Source organism: Microcoleus sp. Pol12B3 (assembly GCF_036701355.1).
Classification (GTDB): Bacteria; Cyanobacteriota; Cyanobacteriia; order Cyanobacteriales; family Microcoleaceae; genus Microcoleus.
The window spans coordinates 1-21596 of record NZ_JAUBQS010000016.1; the positions used below are offsets into that span (position 1 = coordinate 1).

19 protein-coding genes and 1 tRNA gene are annotated in these 21596 nt (G+C 47.4%); 7 read left to right on the plus strand and 13 right to left on the minus strand.

Annotation, left to right across the window (positions count from 1 at the left end):
• Nucleotides 1-308: 308 nt before the first annotated feature.
• From QUA53_RS10545 to rpmI, 6 genes are all read right to left on the minus strand, one after another.
• Entirely contained in the window at nucleotides 309-2501 is a 2193-nt protein-coding gene (locus QUA53_RS10545) for a diguanylate cyclase domain-containing protein (RefSeq protein WP_333097070.1), read from the minus strand.
• The gene (locus QUA53_RS10550) at nucleotides 2498-3103 is read right to left on the minus strand and encodes a chemotaxis protein CheC (RefSeq protein ID WP_333097068.1); all 606 of its coding nucleotides are present in this window, start codon (nucleotides 3101-3103) and stop codon (nucleotides 2498-2500) included. The genes QUA53_RS10545 and QUA53_RS10550 overlap by 4 nt, the downstream gene beginning before the upstream one ends.
• Nucleotides 3100-3477 carry a response regulator gene (locus QUA53_RS10555; RefSeq protein ID WP_190658171.1) on the minus strand — a complete coding sequence of 126 codons (378 nt, stop codon included), beginning with the start codon at nucleotides 3475-3477 and terminating at the stop codon, nucleotides 3100-3102. Before QUA53_RS10555 ends, QUA53_RS10550 begins: the two co-directional genes overlap by 4 nt.
• Nucleotides 3478-3713: 236 nt before the next feature.
• Nucleotides 3714-4244, minus strand: coding sequence for a tetratricopeptide repeat protein (locus QUA53_RS10560; protein WP_333097066.1), 531 nt, complete (start codon nucleotides 4242-4244; stop codon nucleotides 3714-3716).
• 272 nt (nucleotides 4245-4516) lie between these two features.
• Nucleotides 4517-4873 carry a 50S ribosomal protein L20 gene (gene rplT / locus QUA53_RS10565; RefSeq protein ID WP_006634165.1) on the minus strand — a complete coding sequence of 119 codons (357 nt, stop codon included), beginning with the start codon at nucleotides 4871-4873 and terminating at the stop codon, nucleotides 4517-4519.
• A gap of 19 nt (nucleotides 4874-4892) precedes the next feature.
• Nucleotides 4893-5090: a 50S ribosomal protein L35 gene (gene rpmI, locus QUA53_RS10570; RefSeq protein ID WP_006634164.1), complete on the minus strand. Its 198-nt coding sequence runs from the start codon at nucleotides 5088-5090 to the stop codon at nucleotides 4893-4895.
• A gap of 266 nt (nucleotides 5091-5356) precedes the next feature.
• On the opposite strand from rpmI, the gene QUA53_RS29170 reads away from it, so the two are divergent.
• Together QUA53_RS29170 and QUA53_RS10575 are read left to right on the plus strand one after the other, a co-directional pair.
• A complete protein-coding gene (locus QUA53_RS29170; protein ID WP_445304940.1) occupies nucleotides 5357-5662 on the plus strand; it encodes an MrcB family domain-containing protein in 306 nt (101 codons plus the stop codon).
• A gap of 422 nt (nucleotides 5663-6084) precedes the next feature.
• A complete protein-coding gene (locus tag QUA53_RS10575) occupies nucleotides 6085-6732 on the plus strand; it encodes an IS607 family transposase (protein WP_333097064.1) in 648 nt (215 codons plus the stop codon).
• A gap of 1403 nt (nucleotides 6733-8135) precedes the next feature.
• Here the strand turns inward: QUA53_RS10575 and QUA53_RS10580 are convergent.
• Nucleotides 8136-8537, minus strand: a complete 402-nt coding sequence (locus QUA53_RS10580) for a clan AA aspartic protease (RefSeq protein ID WP_333097063.1) — start codon at nucleotides 8535-8537, stop codon at nucleotides 8136-8138.
• A gap of 231 nt (nucleotides 8538-8768) precedes the next feature.
• Nucleotides 8769-9806: a pyruvate dehydrogenase (acetyl-transferring) E1 component subunit alpha gene (gene pdhA / locus QUA53_RS10585; protein ID WP_333097062.1), complete on the minus strand. Its 1038-nt coding sequence runs from the start codon at nucleotides 9804-9806 to the stop codon at nucleotides 8769-8771.
• A gap of 459 nt (nucleotides 9807-10265) precedes the next feature.
• On the opposite strand from pdhA, the gene QUA53_RS10590 reads away from it, so the two are divergent.
• Both QUA53_RS10590 and QUA53_RS10595 read left to right on the plus strand, forming a co-directional pair.
• Entirely contained in the window at nucleotides 10266-12587 is a 2322-nt protein-coding gene (locus QUA53_RS10590) for an IMS domain-containing protein (RefSeq protein ID WP_333097061.1), read from the plus strand.
• Between the two features lie 108 nt (nucleotides 12588-12695).
• Entirely contained in the window at nucleotides 12696-13898 is a 1203-nt protein-coding gene (locus QUA53_RS10595; RefSeq protein ID WP_333097060.1) for a glycosyltransferase family 4 protein, read from the plus strand.
• Nucleotides 13899-14319: 421 nt separating this feature from the next.
• On the opposite strand, the gene QUA53_RS29175 is transcribed toward QUA53_RS10595, so the two are convergent.
• The 4 genes from QUA53_RS29175 to QUA53_RS10610 all read right to left on the minus strand — a co-directional run bounded on the left by QUA53_RS29175 (nucleotide 14320) and on the right by QUA53_RS10610 (nucleotide 17580).
• Nucleotides 14320-14592: a hypothetical protein gene (locus QUA53_RS29175; protein ID WP_445305232.1), complete on the minus strand. Its 273-nt coding sequence runs from the start codon at nucleotides 14590-14592 to the stop codon at nucleotides 14320-14322.
• An 11-nt stretch (nucleotides 14593-14603) separates the two neighbouring features.
• Nucleotides 14604-14732, minus strand: a complete 129-nt coding sequence (locus tag QUA53_RS29180; RefSeq protein WP_445304938.1) for a hypothetical protein — start codon at nucleotides 14730-14732, stop codon at nucleotides 14604-14606.
• 695 nt (nucleotides 14733-15427) lie between these two features.
• On the minus strand, nucleotides 15428-17146 hold the full coding sequence (locus QUA53_RS10605; protein WP_333097058.1) for an ATP-binding protein: 1719 nt from the start codon (nucleotides 17144-17146) through the stop codon (nucleotides 15428-15430).
• A gap of 17 nt (nucleotides 17147-17163) precedes the next feature.
• Nucleotides 17164-17580 (minus strand): hypothetical protein, encoded by a 417-nt coding sequence (locus tag QUA53_RS10610; protein WP_333097056.1) that lies wholly within the window; start codon nucleotides 17578-17580, stop codon nucleotides 17164-17166.
• A gap of 176 nt (nucleotides 17581-17756) precedes the next feature.
• Here QUA53_RS10610 and QUA53_RS10615 point away from each other — a divergent pair, with 176 nt between their 5' ends.
• The 3 genes from QUA53_RS10615 (at nucleotide 17757) to QUA53_RS10625 (ending at nucleotide 20262) form a co-directional block, all read left to right on the plus strand.
• A complete protein-coding gene (locus QUA53_RS10615; RefSeq protein WP_333097055.1) occupies nucleotides 17757-18803 on the plus strand; it encodes a M42 family peptidase in 1047 nt (348 codons plus the stop codon).
• Between the two features lie 84 nt (nucleotides 18804-18887).
• A tRNA-Glu gene (locus QUA53_RS10620) sits at nucleotides 18888-18960 on the plus strand.
• 270 nt (nucleotides 18961-19230) lie between these two features.
• Nucleotides 19231-20262, plus strand: a complete 1032-nt coding sequence (locus QUA53_RS10625; protein WP_333097053.1) for a hypothetical protein — start codon at nucleotides 19231-19233, stop codon at nucleotides 20260-20262.
• Nucleotides 20263-20415: 153 nt separating this feature from the next.
• On the opposite strand, the gene QUA53_RS10630 is transcribed toward QUA53_RS10625, so the two are convergent.
• On the minus strand, nucleotides 20416-21516 hold the full coding sequence (locus QUA53_RS10630; protein WP_333219948.1) for a beta-glucosidase: 1101 nt from the start codon (nucleotides 21514-21516) through the stop codon (nucleotides 20416-20418).
• Nucleotides 21517-21596 lie beyond the last annotated feature (80 nt).

The window sequence follows — 21596 nt, forward strand, 5'->3', positions numbered from 1 at the left end:
GATGCTTGCTGAATTGGTTTGACAATCTTCAGCTTAACTGGCTTCTCCCTTTCCTGGCTTATCCCGAACTGACGTTATTTATCTATAGCAGTATTTAAAAAAATGGTATTATTGATTGGGTTCCACGATTTAATTGCTCCAATAAATCCATTCCAACCCTTTTATTTTTATGCTTGAGCAGCTTATTTCTTACTTCTTTAATTCGCAGACTGACAGAAGAGGGATATCAGGGTTTGGATCACGCGCGGACAGGTGCATTTTTTTGCGGAGTGGTATAACTACTCTGAACCCACAAATATGGCAATTCGTCAAGCGCTAGTGGGAGAGGGTAAATTAGTATTGGGTATAGAAAAATCTAGAGGAAGTATTGAAGTGCCTGTCCCATTCCCCTTGCCAGCAGGATCAGGCTGGTAAAGTTGGATACGAGCACGCCCAAGTCGTTTAGCTTGGTAAAGCGCTTGGTCGGCTGCGGCAATCAGAATTTCGGCTCCCGATTCAGATGCAGGAACAATACTCGCTACGCCCAGGCTGAGAGTGACGTACTGGCTCACCTGAGAACCAGCGTGAGGAAGCTGCAAAGCTGCGATTTTGAGTTCTATGTGTTCGGCTACCAGCACAGCGCCTTGAATCGCGGTATTTGGCAAAATAACGGCAAATTCTTCGCCTCCGTAGCGAGCTACTAAATCGGCGGGGCGATTGACGGCATTGCCGATCGCCGCGGCGACTTGCCGCAAACATTCGTCTCCCCCTGGATGCCCGTAGGTATCGTTGTAACTTTTAAAAGAATCAATATCGCAGAGAATCAGGGACAGAGGCGTTTGTTCCCGGACTTGTCTGCGCCACTCCATTTCTAAATACTGATCGAATCGGCGGCGGTTTGCTAGCTGTGTGAGTTCGTCTAAACTGGCCAAGCGCTCTAACTTGAGGTTGGCGGCTTGCAACTGCTGGTATAGTTCTGCTTGCTTGATGGCGATCGCCAACTGGGTGGCCAGAGAAGACAGCAACTCTACTTCCAACTGCATCCACTGCCGGGGACTGCACTGGTGGGCCATCAGCAGCCCCCACAAATCATCTCCTTGGACTAAAGGCACAACCAAATAAGCTCTCACGGCGAATTGTGCGAGCAAGTCAATTTGATATTGCGGCAACTCGGCGGCCAAAACATCCGCGATCGGTCGGATCGCTCGATGTTGGTACGCTTCGAGATAGAACTGGTCAAAACAGAAATTTTCCAGGGTTTCCCCCAACATCGGCGGGCAGTTGGGAGCTACAGATTCCACTGTCACCGCCCCCGTCGCCGGGCCGGCGCAGAGACTGCCGGTACAGGGGTTAAAGCGCACGATCATCACTCGATCGGCCTGAAGGAACTGACGTACTTCTGTCACTGTCGTGCTGAGCACTTCGCCCAAATCCAGAGACTGGCGGATGTGCTGAGTAATCGTCGCCATCAGCAGTTCTCGTTCGTTCTGCTGCCTTAGCGCCTCTTCTGCCCGCTTGTACTCGGTGATATCTTGAGCGGTGCCGAAAATTTGTTTGGGGCAGCCGTCGGCTGTACGGGCGAAAACTTGGTCGCGGCAGCGAAACCAGCGCCATTCGCCCGATCGATGTTTGAGGCGATATTCCAACTCCAAAATATGCGCGTCTTGGGTCGAGGGAAATTTTTCCTGGTGGGCTTTGAGCCTCGGCAAATCTTCTGGGTACACCAAACTGGAATACCAAGCAGTTTGCATCTGTAAAATTTCTTGGGGATTGTAGCCCAACAATTTAGAAGCTTGACCGTTGACGTAGACGTTTCGCTGTTCGGTCAAATCGTAGATATAGAGCAAATAAGGCGCCGCGTCAGCAATCTGCTGGATGAAATGCTGACTCGATCGCAATTCTTCCTCCACCCGCTGCCGCACTTGCACTTCTTCCAAAGCTTGATCCCGCATTGTGCGGTAAGCTTGGATGCGGTGGGTGAGGTCGGTCACGTCTTGAATCACCAGCAGCGCGTAGAACGATGGGGAATTCACCCCCGGCCATATTGATGACGAAACTGAGGGTGGAGATTCCCTAGACAAAAAAGCACTTCTTGGTGATCCGACTCCGACAGTACCATCTGGTTTTAACTCAAGAGTGTGGAGAACCCAGTCTCTAATCTCCTGTTCTTCTATGCCAGCCTCTAGGGCCGGCACAGCAGTCACTGTAGTTTGCTGAATTCGCTGCTGACCGTCTTGCCAAGTTGCCGGAATCAGGTGTTTGTGAATTTGAGAAGAAAAAATTGTTGGCGGGCCTCCTGCAAAGATTTGCTTGAAGCGAGTGGCGTACTTTAACTGACTCAAGTGAGGAAAATGGGTTGTGATCTTTGTCCCCAATATTTCGCTGCGTGGAATTTTAGTCCACTCTTCCAGACAAGTGTTCCAAAACAGCACCACAAAATCATCTTGGAGCAAGCAGGCGCCGACTGGTACGCTGTCGAGAACCCCAAACTTTTCCTTAATACTTTTGCTCTCCTCAATCATAGACCCCCGGCAAGTTGATTGATAGCAGTCAACAAGGTGTCAAAGGAATTAACATTGAAAATAAGAATGATATCTCCTTCAATGTGAAGCCTTTCAATCATGAAGCTGGTCTGGGCTAATAAAACAACTGTATCAGTAGCTAAACCGCCAGATATCAGCAAACTAGAAATCGTCCCTTCGCTATAAGTGGGAATTGAGTAATTCAGGCGCTGCTGAAGCACGTTGCTGATTGCACCCATAACCCCATTAATTACAATGTTTCCCACTTCACTCAGCGTACCAATTTTGACTGAATCGAGATCGTGAGTTCCTTCTTCCCCTGTAAGCATTGTCACCAGCAGGGCAGCGCTGTTGGTGGGAAAGACTAGCTGGGCAATGCCTCCAAAGGAGCCTGTGAATTTGAGCTGGACAGCGGCGATTTGCTCGCCGTTGAGGTGCTGCTCTAATTCTTCTTCCACGTCGATGGGAGTCAGAATTTGAAGGTAGGGGATTTGCAAGCGAATCGGGGAGTCGATCATATCGTTCAAAACCCCTGCGGCTTGACCGATCCCGATATTGACGAGTTCCTGCAAAGCATCAAGCTGTCGAGTGCTTAATTTCATTGGGTGCTCTCCTCGCTGACACTGAGAGCTTTTTTGATCCATCCGATCAGTTCGTCTGAGTTGGGCATTTTGTGAATGACTGCCATGGCTCCGAGTTCCATGCACTCGGAGCGGGTGCTTGCTTGGATGTCTGCGGTAATTACGATCACTGGAATTTTATATCCTCGATCGCGCATGGCTTGCAGGACTTCCCGACCTTCCATTTCTGGCATCAGCAGATCTAATAGCATACAGTTTGGGGTTTTAGTGCCGAGCTGTTCTAGAGCTTCGGGGCCGCTGGATGCTTCCCAAGTCTCGTATCCTTCTGCTCGGAGAATTTTGCAGATTACCCTGCGAGTCAACCACGAATCTTCGACAACCAGAATTGATGTCACTACGTTCTCCTCCTTCTATTGTTAGGACTGACCGGTATTGCAGGTACTGCTTTTATCTTGACATTAATTTAAAGTGCTGGGACGATGTGCGATCGAGCTTGACTCGGAATTCCTGTTCTTAAAAACTAACCCATTAATGTGTTGGATAGTTTAGTATCTGGGACTATGTGAAGAAAAAACCCGGTTTCTGAATGAAACCAGGTTTGGGGGATCTCTATTGCTCCTAACATGGGCGCTCAATTATAGATGACCAAACGCTTCCGGAGAGACTCTACTCGCTGTTTTGCCGTGGTATTGTCTGGATCGCAGGCGAGAGCTTGTTCGTACATTTCCAAAGCTTGAGCTGTTAATTTCTTTCGCTCGTAGGCATGACCCAGGTTATTGAGAGATGTAACGTATTCTGGTTGTAACTTCAGGGCTTCTTTGTAGTGGCGGATTGCGATGTCGTACTGTTCTTGGCCAAAGTGTGCAAAACCGAGGGCGTTGTAAATAACAGCTTGATTTTCTTCGCCTTCCAAGTCTTTGGCTTTCAGGGCTTTTTGAAACAGTACGATCGCTTGGGAGTAAAGCTTCTTATCTACATAGATACTTCCTAATTCGTAGTATTCCTGTGCTGTTCCTCTTTCTACTGTCAGCTTATTTTCTAAGCGTTCGAGAGACATTTCCAGCTTCCGAGTTTTAAGAATCTGGCGCACCACAAACCAGGAAGTGCTGCCGAGTATAGCGAGCAGAACTGTCAGGTAAACAATGAGCAAATTACTATCCATGTTTTTCTTAAAATTAGGTAGGTTTCTGGAAGGTCTTATTTATTTTAAGGCGTTAGCAATCTCTGACATTTGCCTCTGCAACTGTATAAAAAACACGGAAATAGCGATCGACAGGTCCGATCGCGATTTCTGAAAAAGCAAGAGCCCAGAAGTAAGAACAAAGAAGGAAATTTGGTCTCAACCTCCTAGATTTATCAGGAGTTTTCCTTCTCTGGCAGACTGTTAAATCTTTCTTACTTCTGCTTTCTGCATTCTGAAAATCAAGCGAACTTTCAGGCTCCGGCTCGATTAGCCATTTCCACGACTTTACCGAATGTGGCTGGGTCAATGATCGCCATTTGTGCCAACATTTTGCGGTTGATTTCGATGTTGGCTTTTTTCATATTGCCGATCAGTCTGCTGTAGCTCGTGCCGTGCTGGCGCGATGCGGCATTGATCCGAGCAATCCACAGGCGGCGGAAATCGCGTTTGCGTTTTTTGCGATCGCGATAACCGTTACGCAGGGCCTGCATCACCCGTTGGTTAGCTGTGCGGAACTGTTTGGACTGTGCGCCTCGGAAACCCTTGGCTAATTTGAGAATTTTTTTGCGGCGCGCTCTGGCGACATTACCGCGTTTTACCCGTGTCATCTTTAATTTCCGTTAAACTTTACAAGTATGGAAGCATTAACCGCACGTTAGCGTCGTTGGTCTCGTCGATGACGACCAGCTTAGAGAGACGGCTTTTGCGAGCTGAACTTTTGTGCTGTAGCAAGTGGCTTTTGTAAGCTTTGCGGCGCACGATCTTACCGCTGCCGGTCGCTCTAAAGCGCTTTGCGGCTGCTTTGCGAGTTTTGAGTTTTGGCATGAACTGGTGTTATTTGGACACAAGCTTATACCGTATCACGTTTGTGCTACTTTCTGCAAGGGAGATTTGTGGGTTAGCAGTGGCGCTGTACTTGGGGCAATATACAGGATGGGAGATCGGCTAATCTTGTGGTTGTTTGCTGCTATTAACACCTATTATAGAATGTTATACCGCAGTTGCGGTATAATTAACGGTTAGCGCCACAGCTAATATTTGAAAGCTGTTGGTGAGGCACGATAATTAAATTGAAGACGCAACATTAATTATTGATTCAGGCGCTTACAGAGTCCCTTGAAAAAAATTGCAAATATCCATTTGTCAGTAATGACAATTTTAATAGACATTTCTTTGCTATTTATGTCAGAAATCTAGTGACCAAATTAATAAGTGCTTCATTGGAATTACCCGAAAGCTCTAGCGTAAAAGCTTCAGCCGGGAATGGTTTTTGGGCTAAAGTTCCTGGGATAGCAATATTTAACAAACTTGTAACTGAGAGTGTCCAGTCGGGGTTTTACTGTGTTTCTTTCGCGCCGACTTCTGTGGCGTTTACGCTTCTATCAATCAAGGAATAGCAGATAAAAGAAATAAGTTAGGACTTGAGAAGTCGAGGGACATGGTAAGGGTTCAACCAAAATTATTTAAATATAAGCTTGGTTCTGACAAGCTCAGGGAATTTTCAGAATCGATCTTCAGCTTGATTATTATATTCCAAAGGCAACTACTTTTAGATGGTTCTGCAAGTTTTTGACCCATGGATGTCCATTGTTGAAAGGGTTATTCGAGCAACTGAATCCTACCAACATCGTGGAAACAGGCGTCTTTGATCTGGAACCAGTATCCCAATGGGGGGATAGAGAAAATCACGTTACTAGGAGATGCCACTCACCCAATGCGATCGTCCTTATGATTAGGACCTACTATGGTATTTGAGCAAGACTTAAGTGTCCAATAATTTGCTAAACTTATCCATAGTTATTCGCCGAGATAAAGTTCTATGTGGAAAGTGGCAGAATTCGCAAAATTAGTGGGAGTCTCAAGCTCTACGTTACGGCGCTGGGAAAGGGAAGGCAAGTTAATCCCTGAGAGAACACTGGGCAACCAGCGTGTTTATTCAGAAACTCACCTAAATATAGTCCGGAACCTAAAGACCGGTAAAACGCCACCCAATCGAGCGATCGTATATTGTCGCGTCTCGTCCCCCGGACAAAAACAAGACTTACTTCGTCAGACACAAGCTATGGAACAATTCTGCTTGGCGCAAGGAGTTGCTATCACAGACTCCATTCAGGAGATTGGGGGTGGACTCAATTTCAAACGTCCCAAATTCCTGCAAATCCTACAATGGGCGATACTAGGCGAAGTCAGGGTGCTTTACGTGGCTCATCAAGATAGGCTGTGCCGATTTGGTTTTGAACTGGTCGAGCAAATTCTACAGTGGAATGGCGGGACGATTATCGTCGCCAACGCCGAAAGCCTTTCACCGCATGAAGAATTGACTCAAGACTTGCTTTCAATAATCCACTGTTTTTCTTCCCGCCTCTACGCCCTGCGAAAATATAAAGCAAAAGTTAAAAATATTGTAGAGGGTGTAGACCCTTGTTCGGATTCCTCTATAGTTGATCAAGTAAAGACCTCCAAGTAAGTTTAACTATGTTTGGCGTCAAACGATCGCTAAAATTGAATAACAATGAAGCGACCTTGATGGCAAAACACGTAGGATTTCGGCGCGCAGTATTTAATTTTGGATTAAGCTTGCCAACCCCAATGCATAGCGAGGGGAAGCTTTAAGACTCAAAGGTACTCAACTAAGTCAAAAAAGTTCTCACCAACCACCTCAAGAAACAACCTAAATTCGTTTAGATAAACCAGTTGTCTAGTCGAGTTTATCAAAATTCTTTGATTGACTTGAAAGATGCGTTTAGTCGACATCGTTCCGGGAAAGCAGGTTATCCAAAATTTGTTAGTCGCCGGGATGGTCAGTCTTTTACGGTTGAACCATCTAGCGTCAAAGTTCTGCTAAGTCCTGGTAGCACAATTAAGATTCCCACCTTGGGAAAGTTTCGACTTTACGAGGCACTTAAATGTAGTTTTGTGTCTATAACTTTCACGATATCCAAAGAAGGAAGTCGCTGGGAAAGTATCCTTCTCTTTTGACGCGGAACGTTTACCTGTTAAGTAATCTGAAGCAGTTGTAGGAATCGACGTAGGTATTAAATATGCGACCACGCTGTCAAATCGGTAAGTTTTTGATGCAACAAAACCGTTAATAGCCAGTGTGCAAGCCAAGCTAGCTACTTTACAGCAAGCATCAAAACAGGTAAAAGATTCCCAAAACTAACGCAAAACTTACAATAAAATTAGCCAAATTTACGCACAAATAGCTGGTATTCCATTCTTTTATATTCAGAAATTAAAAACTTATTTGGCTAAAAATTTCAAGGTAATTAAGATTAAAAACTTAAACCCACATTCCGCACCCTCCACTGTCACAATCAGTTTTTGTGGAATTTTGTGAACCAAAATAGTCACTTTTTATACACGCAAGTGGGAAATTGGACTTGCGAGCGCCAGTTCAATTTCGCCAAACTCCGAAAATTCCTAGTGTGACAGTTCAGGGTGCCGAATGTGGGTTAAACGTCAAAGGCATGATGGCTCATCAGAAGCGGGCTGGGTCAATATCCGAACTATAGTTTTACATTACGAATTCAAGCGTTAACTTGACTATAAATGTAAAAGGTCTGGAGCAACTTTATTGCTAGTGGATAAATGGTTTCCTAGTTCTAAAACTTCCTCGAATTGGGACTATGAAAAACATATGTTACTAAGTATAATGATGAAGCCGTCGCCAATGAATCAAAATGAGTTTCAAGAATGGGTCTACGACTAAAAACCTCCGTAAATAGTTTAATTTCTGCGGATTAAAAATGCTGGCATCCTCCCCCTATAGGCACTCGAACATTACAAATAAAAGAGGTATTTAAGCTGGATTTAATATTAAACTCTCAATACAGGCCTTTCGGGATTTTCGGGATTGGGAATTAGACACTAATTTTTGCAATCTACTAGCAAATCTAAAGTTTCTAACACAGTTTGGCCGATTAGCACCATATCGCCTAAAACCATTCCCGCCTCAATCGTTTCGCGCCCTTCTATTTCAATAATAACAGGCCCAGTCAACCCTACAGTTTCTTGCCTGCCATCAGCATATTTTTCTATTTCGTGACTCCTAATTCTTAAACCCAAGTGTTCGCAGACTTCTACAGGAATAGCTGTGCGTACTGCACCAGTATATATGAGTGCTTCTGCTTCGTAGATGCGCAACAGATTTGGATTGAGCAATCCTCTCTTGACTAACTCTTCATTAATGGCATTCGTTAGCTTGACTTTGACTCGAACTGCACCCATATTTTTGCTGGCTTGAGTTAGATTGCGATCGAGATTTATCACATCGCCTCTCTTTTCGTCTAGAAAGTCTACCTTTGATTCTAGCTTGAATTTATAGTAAGGTGCGCACTGCGCACCCTACAAGTAGAGTCTGTGCGTAAGTCTTACAGCCTATCGCAGGTTTATGAAGTGCAGTAGGGACAAAAGCTTTCGCCGTGTCCCTACGGGGAGCTATCACTCTTGTGGGGTGGGCATCCTGCCCGCCCTAAACATACAAGTTAAATGCACAACTGCTTACTCATCTTCTGCATAGATAAACCGATACAATTCGCTAGGATCTGGCTCAGCGCTTTTCTCCGCAAAATCGACTGCATCATCAATTACTGCTTCAATTTTATTATCGATCTCTTTCAATTCTTCAGCAGTTGCCAAAGTTCGATCGATCAAATCAGCAGCCAACTTCTTAATCGGATCGCGAGGGAACCAATATTCCTTCTCTTCCTTAGAACGCAACTCATCAGGGTCGGCCAAAGAATGCCCGCGAAAGCGATAAGTCAAAGCCTCGATCAGAGTCGGCCCTTCGCCGGCGCGCGCCCGCGCTATAGCTTCCTTCGCCACTTCCCGCACCGCCAAAACATCCATCCCGTCAACCTCGACGCCAGCCATGCCAAAAGCATGAGCTTTCTTGTAAATCAGCGGGTCAGAAGTAGCTCGCTCGTGGGCCATCCCGATCGCCCATTTGTTGTTTTCCACAACATAAATAATCGGCAACTTCCACAAAGCCGCCATATTTAAACACTCAAAAAACTGACCGTTATTGGCAGCACCGTCGCCAAAAAAACAAGCAGTTACCCCATCGGAACTCTCATCCCCTAAAGCTTCGCGCCGGTACTTCGATTGAAAAGCAGCCCCCGTAGCTACAGGAATTCCCTCAGCCACAAAAGCATAACCGCCCAACAGTCGGTGTTCGGCCGAAAACATGTGCATCGAACCGCCGCGGCCCTTCGAGCAACCAGTTTCCTTCCCGAACAACTCCGCCATTACCTCCCGCGCCGGCACACCCGCGCTCAAAGCGTGAACGTGATCGCGGTAGGTACTACTGACATAATCGGTATCATCCCGGCGCATCGATCGAATCACGCCAGTAGAGACAGCTTCCTGACCGTTGTACAAGTGGACAAAACCAAACATTTTGCCCCGGTAGTACATCTCAGCACACTTGTCCTCAAAATAGCGCCCCAACACCATATCCTCGTAGAGCATCAAGCCCTCATCCCGAGAAAGGTTTACGCTTTGCGCGTCAAAAACTGGTAAAGTCCGTTCCTGAACCATAAATAATTAATACCCGACGATCGGCTTCCTAGACATCTAAATTTAAACCGAGATGGGACACAACCGCAGCAGAAAACGATCGTACCTTTTTTGTACAGCAGTTCACCAATTGTTAAAATGAGTTTGGCAGGCGGAGAGGCTTGCCGGGACTTGGAGAACCAACTCCCATCTAAAACCGATGCCAACAAATGATATAATTCCATTACTCTCAAACCCGAATAATGCTCTGCAAGTCAAACCACTCCTTTAGCTGACGGGTAGCTGACGGGCAGTGGGGCGTGGCATTTTCCTCACTGTAAAACGCTGTAGAGGGAAAAAAGTCAGAGTATCTCTACGGCAAGTCCAAGATACCGTGAATTGAGCGGTTGGAAGCCAACACCAGAATTTTTGATTGGGTTTGCGGGAGTATCTCACTTAAGATAGGCTAATTCAGTTGCTAGCGCTTTGGGGAAGTGGACAGTGTTAATTCCACTAGATTACTACCGGATTTTGGGTCTACCGATTCAAGCTACTGCCGAACAGTTGCAGCAGGCTCACCGCGATCGAACTTTACAGCTCCCGCGCAGGGAGTATTCTGAAGTTGCGATCGTCGCCCGCAAACAACTGCTCGATGAAGCCTGCGCCGTTCTGTCAGACTCAGAGGGGCGCAAAGCTTACGATGCCAGTTTTTTAGCCAAAACTTACGATCGAGAGTCGGAAGCCGCACTCGAAGCCAAGCACCAGAGGTCAAAAACCTCAGCAGGCACAGCCACCTTCCTGCAAGAGGCAGGAGAAACCGCTCCGCCAGAGTCCAAGACTTTAGATGCTGCTCCCGACCCCCACACTCCAAGTATTGAAATCGATGACAACCAATTCGTAGGAGCCCTGCTCGTACTGCAAGAACTGGGGGAATACGAACTCGTACAGAAGCTGGGTCGCCCGTATCTTAACAATGGCAGCATCGCGATCGCAGAAGGTCGTTTCGGCGACCCTCAGCTCGTGCGGCCAGATATAGTTTTAACTGTCAGCCTTGCCTGTCTAGAACTCGGCCGCGAACAGTGGCAGCAAGGTCAGTACGAAAATGCCGCAAAATCATTAGAAGCAGGTCAAGAATTGCTGCTGCGCGAAAGCCTATTTGCAAGCGTGAGGGGTGAAATGCAAGCCGACATCTACAAACTCCGTCCGTACAACATTTTAGAGCTACTATCCCTTCCCGAAGAAAAAGTCGCCGAGCGTCGTCGGGGACTGCAAATCCTGCGAGAAATGCTTCAAGAACGAGGCGGCATCGACGGATCGGGAGACGATCGATCGGGTTTAGGAATAGAAGACTTCCTCCGGTTCGTGCAGCAAATGCGTAAACACCTAACCAGCAGCGAGCAGCAGGCGCTATTTGAAGCCGAAGCCGGCCGCCCTTCCGCAGTCGCCACTTACCTCTCGGTCTACACCCTGTTAGCCCAAGGATTTGCAGCCAGACAGCCATCGATGATCCGTCGGGCCAAGCTGATGCTGATGCAGCTCGGTCGCCGCCAAGACGTTCACCTGGAAAAAGCTGTCTGTTCCCTGCTGCTGGGCCAGACAGAAGAAGCCAGCCGATCCCTCGAACTGAGTTCGGAAAAAGAGCCCCTGGCATTCATTCGCGAACATTCCCAAGATTCACCCGACTTGTTGCCCGGACTGTGCTTGTACGCCGAACATTGGCTACAAGAAGAAGTGTTTCCCCACTTCCGCGACTTGGCCAACGAGTCTGTGTCCTTGAAAGAATACTTTGCCGACCCGAAAGTACAAGCTTACCTAGAAGCTTTGCCACAGGACGCAGAAACCGCCAACGAATGGGTCGTCGTGCAGCCCCGCTCCGGCAAGCCCCCAGCGCGACTGCAACCCACAGCAGGCCGCTCGCCCGCTGCCATACCCGCACAGCCACCCACAGCCAAGCAGGGAGCCAGCACGGTCACCTTGACCCCTGTACCAGGCGAGGCTTCCACCGCAGGATCGGGCGCGAAATCCCAGGCAACGGTGGCTGCGCCCAGCGCTGTTGCCCCCGTCTCTATCCCGATAGCGACAGTCCCACACCCCGTAGACTCGACTTCCAAACAACGCAGACGCCAACATTCAGGGCGCAGCGGAGCAACCGGCAATGGGCTAAATGGGGATTTGGTCGATCGAGCGCGCACCAAGGCAGCAGAACTTACCGCCCAAGTCAAGTCCATGCCTCCAAACAGGCTGGCTTTGTTTCTAGTCGCAGGTGTCCTGAGCCTGTTACTCCTGTGGTTAATACTCAGTCTGTTGGCTAGCGCGATGCAAGCTTTATCGGGCCCATCCCTCCAAGGAGAGCAAGCCCTCGTCCGTCTAGAAGAACCGCCCCTAGAAATCCCTGCCTTGGCCGCGGTCCCAGAGCCGAGCGCCGCAGGCGCAGTGTCGGGAGAAATCACTGAGGAATCAGCCGAACAAATAGTTCAAAGCTGGCTGTCGGCGAAAGCAGCGGCTTTGGGCCCCAATCACGCTGTCGAAGAATTAAAGCAAGTTCTGACAGAACCGGCTTTGTCTCGCTGGCAATTGATGGCAGAAGCTCAACAGCGAAACAACGCGCACCAGCGTTATGTACACAAGCTGCAAGTTAATGGAGTTAAGACGAATCCGACTAATCCCGATCGCGCTCAAGTAGAAGCCCAAGTCGCGGAAAAAGCCGAAGTGTTCGATCGTTCTCAGCTCGTTTCTTCCCGCAACGAAAACCTGCGCGTGCGTTACGACTTGATCCGTCAAGAGGGACAGTGGCGGATTATGGATTGGCAAGTGATTAAGTAAGGAATTGGTAATTAGTAATTGGTAATGGGTAATTTCGGCTGGCTAATTACTAATTACCAATTTTTGATTATTAGGTTAATTTTTAATTCCAAAAGCGGGAGCTGTGAATTGCAGATTATTGTTGAAGGCTGGCGTTTTATTTATCATTCCTATTGTGTAGCCAATCAATTTCAACTGCTGGAAATGCTCGACCGCCCGCGAAGCCAAATTGAGCTTTTCCACCGGGATATGCCCTACATTGACGCAGCTTGGGAGACGAAAATTAGCTTGTTCGATAGCCCAAATGAAACCTTACTTCGCAGCATTAAGAGCCCTGCGGTAAATCAGTCAGCCGATGTTACGCTGCGAATGTACTGCCCGTGGGACTTCTCGGCATCCAGCAGCGCTCAAACTTGGATATTTGCAGCGACAGAATGGGGGATTGTTACCAGTACAGTATTACAGGCGATGGGTGTTAAGTCGATCGCCCAAACTGCGGTTAACTCAGAAACAAAAATTATTACACCTTCAGCTTGGTCAAAAGCTGGCTTAATTCGCAGCGGAGTTGAGGAAGATCGCATTGCCGTCGTACCTTTGGGAGTCGATCTTCAGATTTATTATCCTGCTGCGGGCGATCGGCGTCAATCACTGCGCCAAAGCTTCGGCTGGTCAAACTATTTTATATTTTTAAACATCGGAGGGCAAACGGATCGCAAAGGTATTCGCCCTTTATTAAAAGCCTTTGCTGCGGTAGTTGACAAATATCCAGATGCGAGATTAGTTTTAAAAGGTTCAGAAGTGCTTTATCCGTCCAGAGATGAGATTGCCGAAGCCTGCCGAGTTGTCCTCAACGATGCCGAAAGAGCGAGGGTTTTACCGAGATTAATTTATACTGGTAGCCAGCTATCTTTTGCTCAAATAGCAGAGTTTTACCAAGCTGCTGATGCTTATGTTTCTCCGTATTTGGCAGAAGGTTTTAATCTGCCGGTGTTGGAAGCTGCAGCTTGCGGTTTGCCTGTTATTTGCACTGCGGGGGGTCCTACGGATGATTTTACGGGCTCGAACTTTGCACAGCGGATTGAGAGTAAATTTACGGCTGTGGTGAGTGACGGGGAAACCTTATTTATCTTAGCTCCGGAGTGGGAACATTTGACTGATTTGATGCAAGGAGCGATCGAACAGCCTGGAATCGCTGCGAAAGCGAGGGTTGCGGGTCCGGCTTTTGTGGCTGAAAATTTTACTTGGAGGCGTGTAGTCGATCGATTGCTTGAGGTGATGGGAGGAGATAAAAAGAGAAAGGAGAAGTCTATTTTTGAGCCAATAATTTTGTAGTTTTAACGTTTCAACCCCCTAAGTATTTTCCGATCAGAAATAATTTTTTTTTGACAATTATGATACCAATTCACTATGAATCTGCACTTAATATCAATTCCGGTTGCACCCGAATGATATAGCTTTGGTTGTAGGCTACCAATGGCAACAAGTAATATCAATTCCGGTTGCACCCGAATGATATAGCTTTGGTTGTAAGCCACCAATGGAAACAAGTAATTCGTTTAATCAAAGAAGATTGTTTCAGCAGAACTTGGCAAAGTTGAAATAATACTTCTTCTAATTCATCAAGATTTTGAAATGACCGATTGACAATTGCTTCATTAACTAAAGGGTACAGACGTTCTGAGAAAGTTGTAACTCGGGAGAATGAGAGGGCATAAATTCTAAGTCTAGACCCTCTGGAACTATAACTTGTGGGCTAGTATGCCAACCAGCGTAGGTTTTTAGTTAAGATGATGTATTTATTTTGACCCACTCCCAATTCTCTAGCAAAATCTTCTAAAACTAAGTTGAAAAGCTGGATGTTAACTTTTGGCAGAATCCAAAAGTAGGTTTCTCCCGTTGACGGGTATACAAAACCATATAACCATAGCCATTGATAGCGCCAATTTACCTTGGCTATGGGCCGCTCCCCATACCCTACCCAGACTCGCCGAATTATTGGCTTTAATCCCAGACGATGCTCATCCATTCCCCACACTTTTACTGCTGCCAATGGATGCTAATGTTGAATTCGTTTAGCTTGCCCTCGCAGTTTTTTTTCCAAGCTTCTTGGACTTCAAGGTCAGCAAGGTCGTGTTTCGATCTGGGTATCCGTAAGCGAAACTCCAACGAACGTAGATAGTCCCAACCCCTTTGTACGCGCTCCTGGACGCTAAGCGTAAATTACTCATCCACTCAGCAACTTTATGACTGTTCCATAATCCTCCATCAGCAGTTGGAGTTCGTAAAGTTTGCAAAAGTTGTGCTTGTTCCACCACAGAAAGTAAAGGTTGAGTACCCGGATGTTGATGACGTTTGTCTTTCAACCCATTAGCACCTAATTGATTGTAGCGGCGAACGTTCGCGATATATAGAGTTACGGCAGTAACCCGCGACATCCGCGACATCTTCGGTAATCCGTCGAGTTGCTAAGAGCCAAATTATTTGGTAGCGTGTCCGTTCAATGGGGTCTGACGCTTGACGATAAAGTTTAGAAAACGGGCGAGGAGGTTTGATGAGGCTCTAACTTGAGGCGTTTAGGCCTGACTTGTCCTCGTAGCACTCTTGATGCTCTTTCAATATATCATTCCGGTGCAACCGGAATTGATATTAGAGAATATAGCACTCATGCAGGCTCTACTCGACAACTACTCACAGTGCTTCCTATCCTAAATACACTAGACCTGCTACCTGAATCACTAACAGAGGTTTGTGCTGGAGACAACACCCACAAGCTTGATTTGCCTTCTCCCCTAGCCTTCTCGCCAAGCTGACAAGAAGCCCATGATTCTCAAACGCAACATTTGTTCTTGAACACTTGGGTTTTAGCACCTGCTTGTACGTCCGGTGAGGCTGGCCACCACCGCCACTAACTCAGCAGCATCTACGGGTTTGGTTAAATGCATCTGAAAACCTGCTAATAGTGCCTGCTGACGATCGTCATTCCGGGCATAAGCCGTCAGCGCGATCGCGGGTAGCCTACCGCCCCGCTGCGCTTCAAGTTGACGCAACTTGCGGATCAGCGAGTAGCCATCCTCATCCGGCATCCCAATATCGCTCACTAAAACATCGGGCTTGCGATCGGTTGCGGTTTCGATAATGGTCAAGGCTTCCTTGACCGAAGCCACAGCCATGACCTCAGCACCATACTTTTCGAGAATCGTGCTCAGCAAGTCTAGCGCGTCAGCCTCGTCCTCTACCACTAAGATTTGTAAGCCTTCAAGGGTCGGCGAGGTCTGAAACCTCCCATTCGCCTCGACGAGCGAGTTCAATGGCTCTGGAGCGCTGGGTGGTAGATGGATAATCATCACGGGCAGTTTGACTGTAAAGGTCGTCCCCTGTCCTATCCCTGGACTTACTACCGTTACAGTCCCGCCGTGTAATTCAACTAATTGACGCACAATGGCTAACCCTAAACCCAAGCCCCCATAACTACGAGTTGTCGTGCTGTCGTGCTGGCTGAAGCGATCGAACACAAACGGTAGAAAGTCGGAGCTGATGCCTGCTCCAGTGTCGCTGACAGTAATTTCAACATGGGAATTAACCCGCTGCAAACGAATCTGGACTCGCCCGTCTTTAGGCGTAAATTTGAGGGCGTTAGAAAGTAGATTCCACACAACTTGCTGCAACCTATCGGCATCACCCAAGAGCGGGCCAGCTTCAGAATCGAGCACGCTTTGCAGGCGAATTGACTTTGCATCAGCCGCCAAGTGTACAGACTCAATCGCCGATTCAATCACCGGCACGAGGTTGACAGGACGGACTCGGAGGCGCAGTTTACCCGTGATGATGCGAGAGACATCGAGGATGTCTTCGATGAGCTGGGCTTGAGACTTCGCGTTTCGCTCGATCGTCTCCAAAGCCCGCGCCACCTTATCCTCACTCAGGTTTTTCTGCCTTAACATCGTTGACCACCCTAAGATCGCGTTGAGAGGAGTTCTGAGTTCATGAGAAAGAATCGAGAGAAACTCATCCTTGGCACGGTTGGCGGCCTCTGCGTCTGCCCGAATTATTTGTTCACGCATCAATAATTCGTCTTTGGTGCGATTAGAGGCTTCCAGTTGGGCAGTGCGTTCATGCACCCGTTGCTCTAGCTCGACATTAATCGCCTGGATACGGCGGCGACTCTCTTCTAGTTCCTGGTTTGTAAGGGCAAGTTGAGCTGGACTGGGCGTATCGAGTGCCACTGGAATTAAGGGAATAAGTAAAAAGGTGAACGTATAAAAAGACCAAACACCAGTGACAGCTTTGATAAGTCCTGCAACCCAATAAATGGGGTGCCAAAGTGTCACTATTTCCATCAGGTGCGTCGTGCCACATAAGGCAAATATAAAAAAGAAACCTACCAGCAGCATCACCGTGTGGGCAGGCAGATCCTTACGCTCATTTGTAAAGTAAACAATGGCAACCGCCACCGAGTAATAAGCGAGGGTAGTCAAGGCATCTGACGTTAAGTGCAGCCAGACTAACCCCGGTTTCCAGAGGTAACAATGCCCGTGAGGAATGAAATTATTAGAAAAGAAGGTGCTCAAGAAGTCAGGCATATTAGTTTACGGCACTGTCAAGTTAATTTAGGGGGTGTCATCAATTCAACCAGATGACCGCAGCAGCCAGAAGAATCGCACGCCGGAAAGTTCACCGCCCTAGGGTGATAGCGCGTCGCGATTGCCTGATACTGCTTGAGCTTGGGAAAAAAGTTCTCAATCAAATGACGGGCTTTGTACAATTGAGCATCGTAAGTTTCCAGGGTCTTGCAGTTGCGACGAGGTGAAATCACGGTGGTCTTCCCCTCGGCATTGAGGCGGTCAATCACACGCTGATCTGGATCATAGCCCTTGTTAGCCCGCAGTGTATCCACCACCAGTAACGGCTGCCGTTGGTCGCCTCCTGCTGGCGTCACCAGTTTGTCGGGGGGTGAGGTGAAACCCCAACGGATTGCCCAACGCATCCACGCGCTCGCATGAATCTTGTTACTCAATCGCCCTTTGCTGCCTCCAATTGCTTCATTCCTAGGCTCCTCAAAAAACTCAGCAGGAAGATGTTTCTTTCAAGTGGGAAAATGCCTGAATAAAAACTAAGTGTACCGCCGGGGAAATAGAGAGTAAATCTGTTTTAATATATGTCAAAATTCGCTCCTAAAAACGAAAATCAAAAATGTTAGAGTTCAATCGCCTGTTCCAAACAATCGAAGAATTAGTAATGCTGCACTCACCCAGCGGTGCGGAGTCGGAAATTAACCAGCGGTTGATGGAAAAATTCGCCGCCCTAGGAGTGAATGCTTGGATCGATCGCGCGGACAATGCGATCGCCCTAATTAAGGGTCGCAATCCCGAAAAGTCGATCGCCATTACCGCCCACAAAGACGAAATTGGCGCCCTAGTTAAAAAAATAGGCGAGAGTGGCCGCGTGGAAGTCCGCAGATTGGGCGGCGCATTTCCTTGGGTTTACGGCGAAGGCGTGGTGGATTTGCTCGGAGACAAGCAAACAATTAGCGGCATTCTCAGCTTCGGTTCCCGCCATGTTTCTCACGAATCTCCTCAGAAAGCTCAGCAGGAAGATGTTTCTTTAAAGTGGGAAAATGCCTGGATCGAGACTAAGTGTACCGCCGAGGAATTAGCCGAGGCCGGAATTCGACCCGGCACGCGGATGGTGGTGGGAAAGCACCGCAAGCGCCCGCTGCGGTTGAAGGACTGGATCGCCAGCTACACTCTGGACAACAAGGCTTCAGTGGCGATTTTGCTGGCTCTGGCGGAATGTTTGAAAGAGCCTGCGGTGAATGTTTATTTGGTAGCGTCGGCGAAGGAGGAGGTTGGGGCGCTCGGAGCTTTGTATTTCACGCAGCGCCAGCCGTTGGACGCGCTGATCGCTTTGGAAATTTGCCCTTTGGCGCCGGAATACCCGATTCGTGACAGCGAAAACCCGGTTTTGCTGGTTCAGGACGGCTACGGAGTCTACGATGAAGGATTAAACGCCCAATTGCGCGCAGCCGCCGCAGCATCTGATGTAGAGGTGCAGTTGGCGGTAATTAGCGGTTTTGGGAGCGATGCTTCGATCGCCATGAAGTTCGGCCACGTAGCCCGCGCCGCTTGTTTGGCTTTCCCCACCCAGAACACCCACGGCTTTGAAATTGCTCATCTCGGGGCGATCGGTAATTGCGCCGCCATCCTCAAAGCCTACTGTGACGAGCTTTGGGACGAGTAGAAAAAAAAGTTTCCCAAAGTAGTTGACAGATTGGGAAAGATTAGTTAAGGTAATAAAGGTGCGGAACACAAGCAAACGCAACGCGCCCCCATCGTCTAGAGGCCTAGGACACATCCCTTTCACGGATGCGACGGGGATTCGAATTCCCCTGGGGGTATTGAAAATTTAAGTCGGATATCCAAGTGATATCTAGTATGTGGGGTGGGCATATTGCCCGCCCTTATTGCTATTAGGACTTACGCACGGGTAGCCAGAAACCGGGTTTTTGCTCAGAAGAGGCGTGACAGCCCGCAGCCACGGCAAAAACCGGCTTTATTTAGTTTGGTTCCTGGTGCATCGTTGAGCGATTTACCCCGGATTATTGAGCGGATACATAGGCTCAATATAGTTGAACACTTAGACAGCTAATAGCAGCAAAGGGAGTGCGATGTACATACCTGTTACTTTCGACCACAGTGGCATCCAAAGGAACGAAGCAATAGAAATAAAAGTTAGAAACTTTAAAGAATTAAACTTACAGGAAAGACATATTGAAGAGTTCTTACGCAAAAACATCAATTTGCTCTTTGGGGATGACCAAACTCTTCTAGTTGTAGGTCAACAAGTTCGTAATGCGAGTAACGGGATTAGCGACCTGACTGCCATTGATGCAGATGGCAATATTGTTCTAATCGAGATTAAACGCGACGTACAAGACATCAAAGCCAGAAAAGAACCTTTTGAATTTCAAGCTATCAGGTATGCCGCGAGTTATGCCAAAATTTCGACACCTGAATCCCTGGTAGAGTTGGTCTATAGTTCGTATATCGAGATCCATAAAGATGAGTATGAATTAGGTGATTTGACCCCTAGTGAAAAAGCGAGACGAGAGTTGAATAAATTCTTGTCAAGCAATGACGCACTCAAAACCTTTAACAAAAAACAACGAATAATACTTATAGCCTCATCCTTTGATGAGCAAACCCTTTCTGCTGTTGCTTGGTTGATTGCAAATGGGGTAGACGCAATCTGTCTTAATATCACTCCTGTTTTTATAGGAGAGCAAGGTTTTTTGAGTATTGATAAAATTTTGCCTCCGGCACAACTGGATGATTTTTACGTGGGTTTAGCCGGAGAAGGTTCTACAATCAAGGAAGAAATTATATCCACTGATTCTGCCTTTAATAGAACTTGGCTACCTCGAATGGATCAGTTGTTTGAGTGGGAATTAATCAAAGCTGGGGATAGCATTGAAATTAAAGAGTTTGAAAGCTCTGAAGCTATAATAATTGATCCTAGATTTGTCAGATTTAATGGGGAAGAAATCTCCTATAATAGTTGGGGAAAGAAAGTTACTGGTTGGTCTTCTATAAATATTTATGAATGGGCAGTGCTTAGTTCGACTAATAGAACCTTACATGAACTAAGGAAGGAAAAAATGGCAGAGTTGGAAGCCAAAGGCCGTCCATGGGAAGAATGAGACCAGCGGTTGTAGAGCTATTTGCTTTCTTGAAGCAGCTCAAGGCTTTTTTCAGATATTGCTGTTGATCGACCGGACACGAGCTCAGACTATTAATTTGATTAACAGCTTAAGGTGCGCCGCAGCGCACCCTACAGAATTAGATCGCAGCTATCACTTCTGCAACTTCAGCAACGGTTCAATCTGCTGCCTTTGAAACTGCAATTCATCCGCCAAAGGTTGGTAAATTTCTCGATCGCCCGATTCATTGCAATAATCCCACAAACCATTGTAACAGTGCCTGTCGTCGTCCCAACCCGGATGGTTGACAATCGGATACAAGCAGATTCCCTCTATCGGAACTCCTGCTTTCATCGCCGCCACTACCTCACTGCACACATAATTAAACCAGACAGGTCTAAACTCGTCTTCAGTGCCTGTTTCTGCTATAAATAAGGGCCGACGGTAGCGCTCAAACACTTCTTGCAGCAGTTCGCGAAACGGCCGATACAGCGGATCGGTGTATTTCATCGGGTCTTCATTGTGAATCCACTGATTGCGATCGTAATAATTCACTCCAATAATATCGAGATATTTTTCCTTACCGCCGAGTTCCGGTCGAAAACGTCCAGCCAACATATCCCAAGCTTGATATTGAGATAAGCGATAACCTTCCGCCGCGTCCCGATCCTCCGGTTTGTCAGGGTCAGCAATAATGTTAATTGTGGGATCGATTTGAACGATGCGAGTGCGGGGATTGACTTCCCAAACAGATTCTATCGCGGCGATCGCAGCTTTGACTAACTGGATTTTGAGCTCGTCTCCCCGCCCTTTCGCAAACGGATTGATGTAGGCGACATCGCCGCCGGCCCAAGCAATAAATGAAATTTCATTAACAGGTGTCACGAAAGGTGTTTGGTCTGTTTCCTCACTTAGCACTTCCATAAAAGCGCGCACCATGCTTGCAAACCTGGACACAAATTCGGGACTGAAAATATCAATATCGTCGGGCCAGCCGTAGTGAAACAAATCCCAAATTACCTGCATTTTCATGTCGCGGGCGGCGCGGATGATTGGGAGGGAACTGGAAAAATCGTATTTTCCGGGCGACTGTTCAATTAAGTGCCAGCGGAGGCCTTCGCGGACTGTGTAAATGCCTTGATCCTGCAAGCGTTGGTAGTCAGCTGCTGCAAATTTATCGTGACCGGTGGCGGCTGTGACATCGAGGCGTTTTCCAGATTGCACTCTGTGGGTGGAACATTCAAATCCGCCCATGAAAAAACTTTGAAACATCAATCGGATGGGTAATGGGGCATTCAGGTTTGTAGTCAGGACTAAATTCCTTAGATTTCAAT

Coding starts and splice junctions, on each gene's coding strand:
- QUA53_RS29175 (WP_445305232.1), bottom strand. CDS start 14,592: ATGGATGAGCATCGTCTGGGATTAAAGCCAATAATTCGGCGAGTCTGG.
- rplT (WP_006634165.1), bottom strand. CDS start 4,873: ATGACACGGGTAAAACGCGGTAATGTCGCCAGAGCGCGCCGCAAAAAA.
- QUA53_RS10545 (WP_333097070.1), bottom strand. CDS start 2,501: ATGATTGAGGAGAGCAAAAGTATTAAGGAAAAGTTTGGGGTTCTCGAC.
- QUA53_RS10575 (WP_333097064.1), top strand. CDS start 6,085: ATGTGGAAAGTGGCAGAATTCGCAAAATTAGTGGGAGTCTCAAGCTCT.
- QUA53_RS10550 (WP_333097068.1), bottom strand. CDS start 3,103: ATGAAATTAAGCACTCGACAGCTTGATGCTTTGCAGGAACTCGTCAAT.
- rpmI (WP_006634164.1), bottom strand. CDS start 5,090: ATGCCAAAACTCAAAACTCGCAAAGCAGCCGCAAAGCGCTTTAGAGCG.
- QUA53_RS10625 (WP_333097053.1), top strand. CDS start 19,231: ATGTACATACCTGTTACTTTCGACCACAGTGGCATCCAAAGGAACGAA.
- QUA53_RS10560 (WP_333097066.1), bottom strand. CDS start 4,244: ATGGATAGTAATTTGCTCATTGTTTACCTGACAGTTCTGCTCGCTATA.
- QUA53_RS10615 (WP_333097055.1), top strand. CDS start 17,757: ATGTTAGAGTTCAATCGCCTGTTCCAAACAATCGAAGAATTAGTAATG.
- pdhA (WP_333097062.1), bottom strand. CDS start 9,806: ATGGTTCAGGAACGGACTTTACCAGTTTTTGACGCGCAAAGCGTAAAC.
- QUA53_RS10605 (WP_333097058.1), bottom strand. CDS start 17,146: ATGCCTGACTTCTTGAGCACCTTCTTTTCTAATAATTTCATTCCTCAC.
- QUA53_RS10630 (WP_333219948.1), bottom strand. CDS start 21,516: ATGGGCGGATTTGAATGTTCCACCCACAGAGTGCAATCTGGAAAACGC.